Here is a 15,290-nt window from a genome sequence, read left to right on the forward strand (position 1 = left end):
TTCTTTGGTTTAATCAACTGAAGTGAATATTAGTTTTGGAACAGAGATACCACTACAACCTTTGATTCATTTTTACCAAAATTACCGCAATGGCTTTTCCATGACATTCGTTATTTTATAAAAAAAAGTTTTATTCTCTTGCTTATATTGCAAAACTGCCTCGTTGGATTTTAAATCAAATTTAGATTTTTGAATCCGCGGCGCCTTATTCCCATATTCATTGGCAGGATTACTATCCAAAATCAAATCTTCTTTTTTAATTTGAAAAAAATGTGATACAAAGGTATTTTTAGTGATTACTTCAACCGGAGATTCTTGATTGTGAAAATAGATTTTCTCCAATTTGATGCTTGCGGTAATTGGTTTTTTGAATTCGATATAAAAATGTGTCTGGTTATTTTCGGCACCATCGTCCCCATTCTGAAAAAAAACCGATTGTATTTCCTGTGGAAATTCCGTTTGAAATTCTTGTTTCATGGCACAAAAAGTCAGGCTGATCGCGACGATAAATAAGACGCCAATCGATTTATATCTTTTCATAATTTTCAATTTAACTTAATCCCTCTTCGTTTAAAATCTTAAGAAAGTGAAATCCTTTAGGAACATATCCTTGATTGTAATAAAAGCGATGTGCCGTGTAATTTCCGGTAAAAGCATCTAAAACGATCATGGTACAGCCGGTTTCCTTCGCCAATACATCAACATAATCCGTCATCATTTTGCCCAAACCTTTGGAACGGTGATCCGGGTGCACAATAAAATTATCAATCTCGATGTATTTACCCGACCAAAGTTTTGTCCCAGACCAAAATCCGGAAACCGCCACACAAACCTCGTTTTCAAAAACAGCTATTTGTTTGTAATTATGCGGAATCATCTCCGTAAGATACGATTCGTATTTTTCTACCGTAAATGCGGGGTATAAAAATCGCATTACTTCAATGTTTTTAAGCATTTCTTCTACTGTGGTAAGTTCTCTTAATTGTATTTTCATGGTTGTTTTTCAAAAATGTAAAATTAAAGAAAAAAAGAATGGTTTGGAAGAATAGAAATTATGATTTTCCGGAAAGACATTACAATCCTTATTTTCTAAAAAAAATGAATTACTCTCTTTTATTAAACAACCTATCGGAATTCACGGAATTTAGACACGGAATTCCGCGAATTCCGATAACAAGTATTTGTGTAGGAATTTTTATCGCTCTAGTTTTGGGAACAGAAAATCAAACAAGTTTTTAGTAAGACGTTATTGAAAGTAAATTTGATTTGAAAAAATTTATTATTCACGATTTAAGAGATATTCATTATTCTTAGATCTCGCCACAAACAATTTAAAGTTTTAATAAAACTAATTTAAAAAACATGAAAAAAAAATTATTTAAACCGTTTGCATGGCTCACGTGTATAACCATTCTAACCAGCAGTTGCAGTAGTGACGAGTATACAACACCTCAAACACAAAATACAATAAGTGCAGAAATTCCCTTTACATCTATAAACATGGATGAAAATGGACAATTAAAAATGAAATTTGCGGAATCTCTTGCCAACGCATTAATTGCTAATCAAGATTTACGACGATTAGTAAAAGAAGAAGCCTTAAAGAAATTTGACAAGGATTATGATGTAATGTATCAATTGGTCAAAAACAAAAGTATTATACCAATTGATTATAACGGGAAAAGTAATGGGAAAATTGACAAAAGTACCTTAATTAAATCTTCTCAAGCTACTACATTTAGACAAGCTATACTTCCTTTTTTTAAAAATGAAGCAGAGTTAATTGAAATTGAACAAAAATTACCCCTGTTAACTATATTTGTTCCTGAATTGCCATTAGGCTACTTTTCGGCAGAAACATGGGATGTAAATGATGAAAACCAAGTTCCTGAAGTCGCGTTTCGTTTAAACACCTCCAATGATATTCCTGTTATTGGTAAAGATGGAAATAAATACGTAATTGAATCCGAAGTAACGCCAGGATTTCCTATTATTGTAATTAAAGAAAATGAAAGATTGAGGGTGAAACAAAATCATAACAATATAAACAAAAGCGCAAAATTAGCAAATGTTGGTTTTGAAGATTTTGAGTTTATTGATGAAAATTTTGATCCAAATGCTTCGACCAATAATCCCCCAATAGTAAATAATAACGGTATTGACCAATTTTTAATAGACTCCTACAATGTGTGGGAAGGATACGGGCCAGGTGGTTGGCAAAGAGATAATATTTATTATGGTTTGACTCCAAGTATTTCAAATGGCAAAGTTTCAGGTAAATATAGGGAATACATTACGTCCTTTGCAATGAAAGGTGATCCAAATGTCGCTTATTTAACAGTTTCTGGTCATACTAATGACCCTTCAAAAGTTACAGATTACAGATTGAATGATTCCTCGGGATGGACGGATGGCAAATTTGAATTTAGAGCCTATTGCTTTTTTGGAGCACCTGGTGCCGCAAATAACTCTAGTGTTGTAGCAGGAACTAGTACAACTAAAGGGATGTCATTTAAACCCTCAGATTTATTTGAATTAAAATATGAAGCCTTTAGTAGATTTAACTGGCCTTTCAAAAAAACATATATCAGAACTACTGTTGTTGGAATAAAAACCATCAACTTTTTAGACCCAAAATACAATTTATCTCCTGAGCTTGAAACATGGGATTTAGAACGTTTTTCTAATGAGTGGAAATTTTCTTTTGAAGAAGTCGATAATACGTTTGAAATCACCAAAAGTGAAACAATAAACCAAAAAAGCAATATGAATTTTGGTATAGATGCAAATACTGGAGAAAAAGTTAAATTAGGCATTAAGTTTGGAATATCTAACGAAAAAACTCAGGCAACCTTTTACTCCATAAAGTACACAGAAAAAAGTGATTTTCTTGGTGACATTTTTGTCCCATTTTATGACAATGTTGTTAATAAAAACCCTAATACTCAACAAATCTATACCAGATCCTATTCAACTGGTTATATTCAATTTGAAGTAAGACCAATACAAGTTCAATGGTAAAAAGTAGTAAAACAAACTCACAAAGTTTTTGCTTTGTGAGTTTATCATTAAAAATATTTCTTTCCTTTTTTATTTTATTTTTTTTCTCCTGTAATAAAGATGAAATAGAAAAAGAGGACATCAAAAGTTCTTTCGAAATTAAAATTGATAATGATCAATTTAAATTTACCAATGCTACGGTACACGCTATTGAAAATTGTGAAAGACTTTCTGTTGGTGTGCAGTCAGACAAATCAGCAAAAGAACATTTTACCATAGTAATCAACCTCTTAAAAAATGGCGGAATTGATGATATACGATTATTCGACTATCGTTTTAACAGCTATCCCTATGAAACTCCTGACTTTAACAAAGATGGATTGTTAACTATTTCTAACTTTGAATATGATGAAGTCAAAAAGTATCTGCATTTTGAGTACGAAGGTGAACTGATAAAAGTAGAAACTGATTTTAATTCATTGGATAAAAATCAACCAAGAAAGAAAATTAAAGGAGTCGTCACTATTAATGATATCGGTTCCATAAAATGCGATACATTTATTTCGCAATTAAATTTTAAAACAAACGCAATAAGTTTTGTAACCAATAGACCAGTGGGATTCTATGATTCCAGTTTAAAAACAAATCCTTACCAGTTTTTTTTCTATTCTGACAATGGTTATCGAGCCATAATCAAATCCAAAAAAGACTTATGGGATTTAGATAAAGGAACCTATACTTTTGACCAAAACAGTCTAGAAAACAGGATCGATTTAGAGCAATACATAGGCATCTTTAGAGCTACTCAATTACTATGGATTCGTCCCGTCGATTGGAAAAAATCTCAAACAGCAGGTAGTTATACTATCAAAGAACATGTCAACGTCAATGGTCTAAAAGTAACTAAAGGTGAAATAAATATGCAAGTTTATGATAATGGTGTGCTCTTGCATACCATAAATAATGGAGCATTTGAAGTAACTGGATTTAACTAAAATCTCCTATTTTATGACTGCTTAAAAAATCAAAAATAGGAATAGCCAACTGTTTTTCTATGTTGGGGATTAACAAAATGCATCCAAAAAAGTAATTACAATGGTAAAAAACATAAAAGTAAATTTACAAAGCAAAAACCTTATGAATTTCTCAGTTAAGATATTAATTTCCTTTTTTATTTTATTGTTTTTCTCCTGTAATAAGGATGAAATAGAAAAAGAGGAGATCGTAAATTCTATCGAATTACAAATTGAAAACGAAAAATTTAAAGTAGAAAATGAGACTTTTGTTGCAAATGAAAACTGCAACACTATTTTTGTTTCCTTTACCTATGATAGAGGGAAAAATGAACCTCATTTTATTTTTGAATTATCTATCACCAAAAAAGGAGTTGTCAGAAAAATTAGTTACACCAGATTTGGTGAGAGCACTAAACCTTTTGATACAGCAGATTTTAATCCTAAAGGATTGATTTCAATTAATAACTTCGTATCTGATGAATCAAAAAAATACTTGAACTTTGACTTTAACGGAGAAATCCTAGAAGTAGAATCAAACATTCCTTCGTTGGATCAACCCCAAAAAAGAAAAAGAATTATTGGAAAAATTACTGTTAATAAAATAAGTATTACTCCTTGTACTAGTTTCATTAGCGACTTAAATTTTAAAACAAACAACCTTACTTTTTCTACTAATTATCACGCTGATTCGTATGACCCAAATTTAAAGGTAAATCCATATAATTTTAGGTTTTATTCTGACAATGGTTATCGAGCCATAATCAAATCCAAAAAAGACTTATGGGATTTAGATAAAGGAACCTATACTTTTGACCACAACAGTTTAGAAAACAGGGTCGACTTGGAGCAATACATAGGCATCTTTAGAGCTACTCAATTGTTATGGATTCGCCCCATCGATTGGAAAAAATTTCAAACTTCGGGTAGTTATACTATCAAAGAACATGTCATCATCAACGGTCTAAAAGTAACTAAAGGTGAAATGATCTTGCAAGTATATGATAATGGTGTGCTACTACACACCATAAATAATGGAGCATTTGAAGTAACTGGATTAAACTAAAATATGTTTCGTTCTAAAATAAAAAGGTTTGTTTGGAGTCAAACCCTTTTATTTCATCTGTTTATAATATTTGTTTTATATTGGAAGATGGAACGCCTATAATCATATTGCTGTTTGTCAATGACGATTGTCATGGGCGTTTCATTTTCTGAATTCTTGAATTTTATAATAGCGATGTAAATGATCGTAAATCACCAACTCATACATCCTTTGCTTTGAAGTGTATTGTCTGTTTATCATCATATGAATATGACTCATCAAAAAATCGGATAAAGGGATTTGTAGTTTGCCCTTAATGAAATCAATCTGTTCATTGCATTTGTTGTGCTTTACTTTTATAATATTGAAAATCTCAGGATAATCATCTATTGCTATTCCTAGTAAAAACCGCTGCATTTCCATGAACAATTCTCTATACTGTTTATCTAATTCTTTTTTAAGGCTTCTATCCGCATTAAATTCTTTTTTAAAAGCCAGTTGTAACTGATCCATTAAAAATAATTTATCTGAATTACTTAATCCAAATGAATTTAAAAATGTGTCAATAGCAGTAAAGCTAAATAAAAGTTGTGTTTCCTTTTTTTTAAAAGAGGACTTTACCATTAAAAAATTCATTATCATTTCGCTATCATACCAAAATAATTTTTCTGAAGCAATCATCGTTTTTACACCATATCGTTCCATTTCTCTTTGGTACGTATCCGTTTGCACTTTCCAAATGCTATTTTGTTCCAACAACATATTTAAAACCGGATACATTCTGGCGATTACCGTGGCGGTATTTTCTAAGGTTTTACTGTAAAAACGGATTCTTAAGTGTTCATCAGGATCTTTATACCTGATAAAAAACCATTTGTAAATTATTTTTTCCTTTTGTAAATCTAAAATTAAGGGATACAACTTTTCAGACAATATAAGATCTGCTGTTTTTACTCCAGTGTATATTTTATAATACAGCCATTCACTCCCTATGCAAAAATCTCTTTCCATACTTTACAATTGCTCTTTAAAATAGGATAGTATGAACTGATTGGCGAAATTTTCACCAATGCTATTTTTCACAACAGATTCCTTGGTGAATAGAAATTCTTCTAAAGTTATTTTAGCATGATTTGCAACTGATTTTAAAAATAATTGAATCCCGATTTCTTTTTCAAAATCAAGTAATAATGTGTTGTCAAAATAGGCCCAATTTACAAAACGAGGAATGTTTCGTTGTTTTCTCCAACTCGAAAAAGCTTCAAATAACTGGTTATCATCCATTTTATAAAAAGGCATAATTTCAGTTTTACTTACCCGCCATTTTGATTTCGAAAGTAGTACTCCGTTGTACTCAACCCTTGGAAAAAAATCATTATGCGTTTCTAAAACACCCCAACTGAAACTATTAATGGGTTTTACATCTTGAGATTGTAAATCGCATAAAAAATGATAAATGGGGAGCGATTTATTAGCATAATTATGAGCATTTGACAAACAAGGAATAACTTCTTTATTGTGTTTCTTAGATCGTAAAATAATTTTGTTGTTGCGTATCGAGATCATTAAATCATTTAGATCAATCGTATAGTCTTGCTTTACTCCAGAGTTAGCCAAATAGGCAATTTCAAATGCTCTTAAAACAGGTCTTCTCAATATATTACCCGTTCTTGATTCCGGAATATGAACGATCTCAGCCAGAATTTTATCAGAATGATAGGCTACCTCTTTTTTTACAATTTCATTGGTTAAATTGCAAATAGCATCATTTCCATTGCAAAAACGTCCTAATAATTTTGCTGCGCTAACATCACTTGAAGATTCAATTGAAAGCAATTCTTTTTCTTGATGCAATGCAATTTCAATCATTACCGAAAATGTAGTCGGTGCATTATTCCAACTAGGATCAAAATCAGGAAAATCATTTTCAGAAAGCGAAATGACTTTTTCGTTCCTTAAGAGGCATGCTTGCAATTTTTTCTCCAATATAAAATCGTAAGCGGCCCAGGACTGACTGACTGACTCATGAGCTTTGCTTTTAAAAGAAAACTGCTCCAAAATCTCATGCGTATCATTCATTTCAGAATTTTGAAGATATCCAATTCCCGTTTCAGTATCCAAAACAGTTGCCAAAGGCATTTCTCTGGATTCATACCTTTGAGTGAATGCTTTTATAAAACTCGTATGGTTTTCAGACTTCTTTCGCTTTTGAATTCCGTTTAAAAAACGAACCGCTTGGAAGACTTTTTTTTGCGAACTAGTACTCAAAGTATTTACGGAAGCGGTCGTATTTAAATCAGTTTGAAAAAGATATTTTTCATCATGATCCACACCTATTTTCTGAATTAAATCCTTTATAGCTTCATAGTTTTTTTCATAAGGGACAAGCGTTTGGTCCAATACTAAAAATTGAGTTCTTATACTTTGCAAAAGTAGAGACTCTTTTTTAAAATTCGGAATTTTATCAATGATTGAAAAAACACGCGCCCATTCATCACTACCTGTAACTGTTGCATCCAATTCATTTACCAGAAACTGAAAATCGATAAGTTGATTAATGTATTCCAAAGCTTCTGCGGTTTCAGAATCATCATCGGCAAGAAGACAAACCATTTCATCAACTGTCTTCCCTGATGTTACTTTGAGCACTAAATCACTTAATAGTGTCGTTTTTCGCAATGCTGAAATGCTGTGCTCTCTTTTTGTTTTTACATAGTTGTATTCAACATATCGGTAAAAATCCCCAAGAGCATAGATCGAATTATTGGGATAATAGTTGAGATGAGGTATAACTTCTTCCTGTTTCGCAAATTGGTGTAATAGTGCCACCCAAAATTGCATGTCAAATTGAGTAAAACGGCTGAAATTTTGAGGATGATTAAGTATAATGTTCGTTTCAGAAGCTATTTTTCCAACTGAACAACCAGCAAATAACCCGAAAGGCGTACAACGAGTTGATATTCGCGCAAGATATTTCAATAAACTAAGCTGCAAACTCTCCCTTTTTTATTGGATAGACTGGAAGGATCAGCTTTCCATTTGTCTAAAGCCGTTAACAGTTCTGGTGAAGCCATACGAATGGCTTCTCTAACATAAGGGTTTTCAAACTGCGACAATATGGCCTCTTCGGAATACTTTTCCAATATATCCCAATAGAAAGACAATGGAAATAAAGGGGTTCTTAAAACATAGTGCGAGAAAGGAAGAACTTGGTAGATGTTCATTATCGTTTCTTTTTACTCACTTTTTTAGCGAGTTCCATCGCATCATAGACATTCAAAACCTTTCCAGATTTAGATAGTTCTGAAAATTTTACTTTTTTACCTTCTCCACCAGGAACCAAAACCTCAATATCATAAGCAGTACCCGAATCTAAAATGATTTGTTTTACCTCCTGAACTGTAAGTTTAGGATAATATGACCAGATCAAAGCAGCGACCCCTGAAACCATAGGTGCTGCTAATGAAGTACCTGAATCATACGCATAACTATTTCCTGCAGTTGTGGTATAAATTTTATCTCCAGGAGCAAATAAATCTACGTTCTTTTTGCCATAATTAGAGAAGGAAGCTACTAAAGTGCTGTCAATTTTAGCGGTAGTGGCTCCTACGTTAATAAAATTACCACATACTTCTTTAGAACCATCTTCATAAGCGACATCAGTTGGAAAATAAGGGTTTATGTCTACATTAAATTTATTGTTTCCTGACGAATGTACTAACAAAACATTATGTTCTTCAGCATATTTAAAAGCTTCCTCCACCCATTCTTTGTGCAAGGAGAACTCTTTGCCGAAAGACATATTAATAACTTTAGCACCATTATCAACAGCGTACCGTATTGCCATAGCTATATCTTTATCGTGTTCATCTCCAGAAGGGGATATACTCAAAGGCATCAATTTTACATTATTGGAAATACCATTAATTCCAATTAAATTTGCTCTATTTGATGCAATTATACCTGAGACCATGGTACAATGATTATTAATTGTTTTTCCAGATAAATTAGAACTAATGTTACTATTTCCATATCCTTTTTCCAAAACATCAGGATTCAGATCAAAAAAAGTTCTTTCATCATAGCCTACATTTAAATTTCTATTAACTATCGAATCTATTTCTTTTTCCTTAACTTGTATGTCACTCAGATTCTTTTGATTTACTTCGAATTGTGCCATCATAAAATCTACCATAGCACCTAAATCATCATCATCATCATCTCTCCTTTGCATGTACGTCTTATCATTAATCTTGTATTTCTTATACATACTATCCAGCTGCTGATACGAATAATCTTCTTTGGTGAAATACCGTTTAAGACTATCTTTTGCAATTGGAAATTTCACAAGATTATATTTCAGTGATTTCAGCCAATTCGCATAAAATCCTTTTTCTTGTTCAAGCTTTTTTATCGATCTATGATACTCATTATAAGAAGGTAAATCAGTTTTATTTATTTCAGAAGTTTTTTTACCATTATATAGCTTATCATAATCTCTCACTATACGAACAAACTCAAAATTTGCCCAAACAGTACTACGCTTTCCTGTACCAATAAAATTCCAACCATTAATATCATCAATATAACCGTTTTTATCATCATCGATATTATTGTTGGGAATCTCACTTTTATTTATCCAAAATGTATTCAGCAATTCATCGTGATTGGTATCGATTTGAGTATCAATAACCGCAACTGTAACACTTCTTTTTTTGGTTTTTTTATTTTCTTTGTACCACTTGTTTAAGGATATCCCCGGTATTTGTTCAACATTTACATCTTTATCATACCACACATTGGGATTAAATTCATCAATTGGGTTTAAGACTGATAAAACTGGTTGTTGTTCTTTCTGAGTAAATTTATTGGCTTTACAGTTGGTAAAAAAAACTAGAATAAAAAATATAAAAATAAATCGCATAATTTTATTAAATTCAATATTAATAGGTCTATCATTTACTAATTAGGTGGTGGAATGCATACTCTAGATGACCCTCCACTCAAAACTTTATCTGTGATAGTGACTGGTTCATCTCCAAAAGTATTATCTCCCCCATTGACTAAATGTAAATTATCCAACTTCGCTACTTTCATTTTTTCTAAATTAAACTTAGATACTTTAGCTTTTGGTTTGTTTGTTTTCATTTTTATAAATTTATTAATTATTATTTTTTCCAAATTTATACTGTCTCAGTGATTTTTCAGAAAAAAAATAAAAGTTAGTTATCGAAATTCCGTGAATTTCGATACCGTATAAAAACACATAACACTGTAATACAGCAACTTCACTCTATATTAAATTTTCTAACTCTTTTATAAAATATGTAGGTTTTATCTTGTACTTTTTATAAAAAGCAGATGAAAAGGACTCTGCACTATTAAATCCAAACTCATTGGCCAAAGCTTGTACCGTAAAATTACGGAGTTTCGGTTGTGCTTTTAATTGAGTGATGGCATACTCAACTCTAAGATCATTAATGTAGCTAACAAATGTTTTTCCTTTATTTTCATTAATTACTTTAGACAAATATTTAGTATTCGTATTCAATTTCACGGCTGCTTTTTGAATTGTGATTGTTTTTTCTAAAAAAGCGCTATCTTTTTCAAATAAAGCTAACTTTTCAAGCAATTGCTTTACAATTTCTGATGAAATCCGTGATTGTTCCTCAGCAACAATCTCTTCTACAACTATTTTTGTATCCTCATTTTTTGGATTGTTAGTACTCTCGATCGGTACTGGAAACACAATGGCATCAAATCGTTTTCGGTATTGTTTTTTTAAATAATACTGAAAGCCTCCAAAACCACCAATGGCAATTACTAATAAAACCAAAACCAATATACCAACATAAGAAGTAGTTTGCTTTTTTTTCAAAGACTGAATCAGATTTTCTTTGTCAGCAAACAAATGAGGAGTATCATATTCTTTTAGCAAAACCTTATTTAAATGTTTGTAGTTTCTTTGCAACACACTATCAATACCCATAAACGTTGTAATGTATTGTAGCTGTTTTTCTTTATCACCTGTTTTTTTAAAATAATCAATCAAATAAGAATATCCACTTACAAACTCAGGTGTAATTCTTTTTCTAATTTTATACATCGAATCCACTTTTATAAAATTTTGAACCGCTTTTGATTTATTACCTAAACCAACATAGGCTTTGCCTGAATAATAATAAGAAGCCAAAACATTTCCTGTGTTTTTTATTTTAATTAATTCTGGTAAAGCTTTACTAATGCTGTCTAGAGCAGCAGAATAATTTTTTTTATCCACCTGATTGGCACCCTCATTCAAAGTAAACAAAAGTTGATATTCTTTATTTTTTGTAATTGAAGCTTCTTTATAGCCTAAAGTATTATAAAAAGTAGTAGAATCTGATTTTTTTAAAGCCTTATAACAATCCGCTAATCCAAAGATTATGTTTTGATAATCCCATGAATAATAATCCCCTCGATAATCTTTAGTACGATAATAGTTAAAACATTCCTGGTACAATTTTAAAGCTTCGCCGACCTCTCCTAATTCCTCAGATTTTGTTGTTCCAATAGCGTTTTGCACCACATAATAATAATCAATGTTTGTTTTTAAAGCTGCTTGTTCTGCCAAATTGAAATTACGTAAAGCTTCAGTAAACTTTCTCTGTTTCACCAATATGTCTGCCTTTTCGCAATAAGCAGCTGCGGGAAAAAATTTATTACTATTGTTTTTAGAATATTTTATGACACTATCTAAATACTTTATTGCTTTCAGAGGCTTGTCAGTATAATACAAAATAGCAACTAAATAATAACCTCTAGCTTTTCGGATCGATTTCTTATCCTTTTGAGCTTTCTCGAGATACACATTTGCCCAAGCTAATTGCTTTTGATAATTACCTTCTTCTTTAAAGTAATTATTATCTATGCTATCGTAAGGTAAAGAAGAATGTTTTGTAATAGGAGATTGCGACCATAAAAAAAGAGGAAATAGTACTAAAAAAACCGTTTTAATCGGTTGTAGGTAAATCATTGTAGTAAGGTTTTTACAAAAATACAGTATCTCAACTAAAATTGAAGTAAAAAAATACTTTTTTGAGAAATTTTCAAGCTATTAATCTTCAGTTACTTAAAAACTATATATGTCGAAATTCCTGAATTTCGATACGGAATTCGCGGAATTCCGATAACAACTGTTTGTCTACAGCCTTTTCTTACTCTAATTTTGGCATCAGAAAAATGACAAAGTTTCTTAGTAAGACGTTACTGTAAAAACGGAATCATTTTGTAAATTATAATCAGGCCGATTGTGAGGGAATAATACAGCTGTTTTGTAACCCTATAAAAAACAAAGCATGGGATTTGATAAAGCTAATTTGTAATCCTTAAAAACAAAGCAAACGGAATGCACAGCTGCCGGAATAAAGAATGTAAATAAAAAGAAAGTTCTCGAGAAACTCCTTTTGTCACAACAAAAAATGTTTAATTTTAAAAACGTAGAAAATGAATTTAAATAATATAAATTTAGTAGAGCTTAATGCTCAAGAAGTACAACAAGTTGATGGTGGTACGAATGGATTTTGGGTTGCTGTAGGTAATATACTGGGAATTATTGCAACTACTGGAGAAGCTATAAATAATCATCATAACTCAGAGATTGTAAGTAATTTTCAATCTTGTGCAGGTGGCGAAAAAATTTAAAAAAAAAATATGAAAAACCTTATCGAACTAGAAGAAAAAGATTTAAAAAAAATTAATGGTGGTCTTTGGATTGAATTGGCTATTGGAATTCTTGGTTCCGCAATATATGATGCTATTAAAGATCCAAAAGGTACTGTTGATTCAATTTCCCAAGGATTTAATTATACTCACAAACCTTCTTAATCTCAATAATTATAAGGTGTCGTTATTTACGACACCTTAACCTTTAAACGATACAATATGTTTTACTTAATTGATTTCCTTTTTCCAATTATTATACTTTTACTTCTTAGTTTAATATTTAAGAATAAACAACATAAATTATTATTTGTTGTTCTTGGAGTTCTAATTTATAATTTATTCGCAAAAGATTTAGCATTAGAAATTAGAGCTTTTAGATTTATTTCTTCTATTTTAGGAATTTTAGTGTTTTTTATTGTCAATATTTTTTTAAAAAGGAATAAAAAAATGGATTAAAAAGATTTGAATAATCAAAAGCTATCATTAACAATACTTTGGTAAAAAATAAAAAAATGGAATCAAAAAAAATCATACTATTCTATTTATCGTGGGAATAACATATTTAGTGTTGTTTTTTGATACAATTCTCTCGAAACAAAGTGAAAATTTTACGTTTTTGTCAATTGAGACATCAAAAGAGATAAATTTGACACTATTTTTTATTTTGGCTATCTTTTTGATTTATGCAAGTTTTAAACGAAAATAGGAATTAATTAATTGTATTCTCAATAGTATTATTTGGTCTTGTACATATTTCAAATATTAAAGATATTACATTGGCAACTAGCTATGTTTTATCCTTTTTATGTCCTTCCACAAATGATTAAGGGATATTTTATCACTAATTTGAGATTGAAATATGGCTTTTTGTGGGGGCTTTGATGCATTTTCAGTTTTTTTAAAATAGGTAAAATACTATAAATTACTAATTTGTCAGGTGTCTAGGATTTTGTATGCTATTCAAAAATGGTTTTTTCTTTTTTGATTTTCATAAAGAACGTTTTAATTAAATTTGAAATAACCAAAAGACATTGTATAATCCTTAAATTAATTTTAATGAAATTATCAAAAACCTTTTACCTTGTAATAGGTGTGTTGTTTACAATAAGCTTCTTTTATTCATTATTTGATCAACGTGACACCCACGAATTATTCGCTTGGGATGTCAATATTTGGGTTTATAGAATCTATAGATTAGCAATTGCATTGCTATTTATTAAACTATATTTTAAACAAAAAGAGGTAGATTCAAAAATTCAATAAATAACTCTCATCTCTGTAAAACATCCAAGCTCCATATAACAAAAAGCAAATGAACTTCAGTTAAGATTCCATATACACCCTCGAAAATTTTAAATTTCAGCAAAAAAATGAACCTAAGTTCAGACCCTATAAACACCCTAGAAAACCTAATTGCCAAAAATAAAACCAAGAGTATATCAATATACTTGGTGTTGATTTTGGCTATACTAATTTTTCTTGCACTATTGCCTGTTATCAAAATCGATATCAGCAGCCAGAGCCGAGGCATAGTGCGCAGTACTACGGATAATGTTCCCGTAACCAGCTTGGTGAATGGAAAAGTGACATTTGTCAATCTCAGGAACAATGGTATCGTGCAAAAAGGCGATACACTGGTACAACTTACACAAGAAAATCTGGATACGGAGAAAGCCACCAATCAGGAGGTTTCATCAACTGTTCAAGATCAGGTTCATGATTTGTCGCTTGTAGTTTTAGGCAGAAGCAATACGCTGAAAACACCTGCAGTACGGCAAGAGTGGTATAGCTATGCTAGCAAACAAAGTGAATTGCAAAGTAAAATTGCCCAAGCCAAAATAGGCTACGACCGCAACAAGCAATTGTATGAAAAAGGCGTGATTGCCAGAGCAGAATTCGAAAAATACAGTTTTGATTATACCTATGCTCAACAAGCACTTTCCGGATTCGAGAAAAATCAACGAAGCCTGTGGCAAAACAAAAAAAGAGAACTCGAAGAGCAACTGAAAAACCTAAACGGAACGCTCCAAAAAATAACCGTTGAATCTAAGAATTATGTTATTACCGCACCTTTAACGGGCACTATAGAAAACTTCTCGGGGATTCAAACCGGTTCTTTCCTAAATGCCTCACAACCCATTGCCACTATTTCGGCAGTAGATCAATTGATTGTAGAAAGTACAGTTTCACCAAACGATATTGGAATGATACAGAAAAACCAAAAAGTAAAATTCCAATTGGATGCTTTCAATTACAACCAATGGGGATTGCTGGAAGGAAAAGTGATCGACATAGACCGTAATATTACCATTCAAGGGGAACAAGCTTTTTTTAAAGTACGCTGTGGGCTGAATACTACCGCAATGCAATTGCAATCCGGTTACAAAACCCAAATTACAAAAGGAATGACACTCACTACACGTTACATCATAACCAGAAGAAGTTTGTATGAATTATTGTTTGACAAAGTAGATGATTGGCTCAATCCAAAACAGTTAACTCAGTAACCCCAAAAGGGAAATAGAATA

The 15,290-nt window shown here is 31.3% G+C and carries 15 protein-coding genes; 7 read left to right on the forward strand and 8 right to left on the reverse strand.

Translation table 11 applies throughout. The annotated features are described in order from the left end of the window. Nucleotides 1–81 precede the first annotated feature (81 nt). Nucleotides 82–540 (reverse strand): hypothetical protein, encoded by a 459-nt coding sequence (locus ACNQGJ_RS01275; protein WP_417970861.1) that lies wholly within the window; start codon nt 538–540, stop codon nt 82–84. Between the two features lie 10 nt (nt 541–550). Next, on the reverse strand, nt 551–994 hold the full coding sequence (locus ACNQGJ_RS01280) for a GNAT family N-acetyltransferase (protein WP_417970859.1): 444 nt from the start codon (nt 992–994) through the stop codon (nt 551–553). 38 nt (nt 995–1,032) lie between these two features. Here ACNQGJ_RS01280 and ACNQGJ_RS01285 point away from each other — a divergent pair, with 38 nt between their 5' ends. From ACNQGJ_RS01285 to ACNQGJ_RS01300, 4 genes are all read left to right on the forward strand, one after another. Next, on the forward strand, nt 1,033–1,239 hold the full coding sequence (locus tag ACNQGJ_RS01285; protein ID WP_417970857.1) for a hypothetical protein: 207 nt from the start codon (nt 1,033–1,035) through the stop codon (nt 1,237–1,239). 123 nt (nt 1,240–1,362) lie between these two features. Then, the gene (locus ACNQGJ_RS01290) at nt 1,363–3,021 is read left to right on the forward strand and encodes a hypothetical protein (RefSeq protein ID WP_417970855.1); all 1,659 of its coding nucleotides are present in this window, start codon (nt 1,363–1,365) and stop codon (nt 3,019–3,021) included. A gap of 35 nt (nt 3,022–3,056) precedes the next feature. After that, on the forward strand, nt 3,057–3,995 hold the full coding sequence (locus tag ACNQGJ_RS01295) for a hypothetical protein (RefSeq protein ID WP_417970853.1): 939 nt from the start codon (nt 3,057–3,059) through the stop codon (nt 3,993–3,995). 100 nt (nt 3,996–4,095) lie between these two features. Beyond that, on the forward strand, nt 4,096–5,079 hold the full coding sequence (locus ACNQGJ_RS01300; protein WP_417970851.1) for a hypothetical protein: 984 nt from the start codon (nt 4,096–4,098) through the stop codon (nt 5,077–5,079). A gap of 141 nt (nt 5,080–5,220) precedes the next feature. Here ACNQGJ_RS01300 and ACNQGJ_RS01305 read toward each other — a convergent pair whose 3' ends face one another. From ACNQGJ_RS01305 to ACNQGJ_RS01330, 6 genes are all read right to left on the reverse strand, one after another. After that, entirely contained in the window at nt 5,221–6,069 is an 849-nt protein-coding gene (locus tag ACNQGJ_RS01305) for a thiopeptide-type bacteriocin biosynthesis protein (RefSeq protein WP_417970849.1), read from the reverse strand. Between the two features lie 3 nt (nt 6,070–6,072). Next, complete coding sequence (locus ACNQGJ_RS01310) at nt 6,073–8,052, reverse strand: lantibiotic dehydratase family protein (RefSeq protein ID WP_417970847.1); 1,980 nt, start codon at nt 8,050–8,052, stop codon at nt 6,073–6,075. Beyond that, entirely contained in the window at nt 8,034–8,282 is a 249-nt protein-coding gene (locus tag ACNQGJ_RS01315) for a hypothetical protein (protein ID WP_417970845.1), read from the reverse strand. The genes ACNQGJ_RS01310 and ACNQGJ_RS01315 overlap by 19 nt, the downstream gene beginning before the upstream one ends. Continuing rightward, nucleotides 8,282–9,982, reverse strand: a complete 1,701-nt coding sequence (locus ACNQGJ_RS01320) for a S8 family peptidase (RefSeq protein WP_417970843.1) — start codon at nt 9,980–9,982, stop codon at nt 8,282–8,284. Before ACNQGJ_RS01320 ends, ACNQGJ_RS01315 begins: the two co-directional genes overlap by 1 nt. 38 nt (nt 9,983–10,020) lie before the next feature. After that, complete coding sequence (locus ACNQGJ_RS01325; RefSeq protein WP_417970842.1) at nt 10,021–10,206, reverse strand: hypothetical protein; 186 nt, start codon at nt 10,204–10,206, stop codon at nt 10,021–10,023. A 145-nt stretch (nt 10,207–10,351) separates the two neighbouring features. Beyond that, nucleotides 10,352–12,073, reverse strand: coding sequence for a helix-turn-helix domain-containing protein (locus tag ACNQGJ_RS01330; protein ID WP_417970840.1), 1,722 nt, complete (start codon nt 12,071–12,073; stop codon nt 10,352–10,354). Nucleotides 12,074–12,543: 470 nt separating this feature from the next. On the opposite strand from ACNQGJ_RS01330, the gene ACNQGJ_RS01335 reads away from it, so the two are divergent. The 3 genes from ACNQGJ_RS01335 (at nt 12,544) to ACNQGJ_RS01345 (ending at nt 15,269) form a co-directional block, all read left to right on the forward strand. Beyond that, complete coding sequence (locus ACNQGJ_RS01335) at nt 12,544–12,741, forward strand: hypothetical protein (RefSeq protein WP_417970838.1); 198 nt, start codon at nt 12,544–12,546, stop codon at nt 12,739–12,741. 9 nt (nt 12,742–12,750) lie between these two features. After that, the gene (locus ACNQGJ_RS01340) at nt 12,751–12,924 is read left to right on the forward strand and encodes a hypothetical protein (RefSeq protein WP_417970836.1); all 174 of its coding nucleotides are present in this window, start codon (nt 12,751–12,753) and stop codon (nt 12,922–12,924) included. Nucleotides 12,925–14,132: 1,208 nt separating this feature from the next. Then, nucleotides 14,133–15,269: an HlyD family secretion protein gene (locus tag ACNQGJ_RS01345; protein ID WP_417970834.1), complete on the forward strand. Its 1,137-nt coding sequence runs from the start codon at nt 14,133–14,135 to the stop codon at nt 15,267–15,269. Nucleotides 15,270–15,290: the final 21 nt, after the last annotated feature.

Source organism: Flavobacterium cryophilum (assembly GCF_048286555.1).
In the GTDB taxonomy this organism is placed as follows: Bacteria; Bacteroidota; Bacteroidia; order Flavobacteriales; family Flavobacteriaceae; genus Flavobacterium.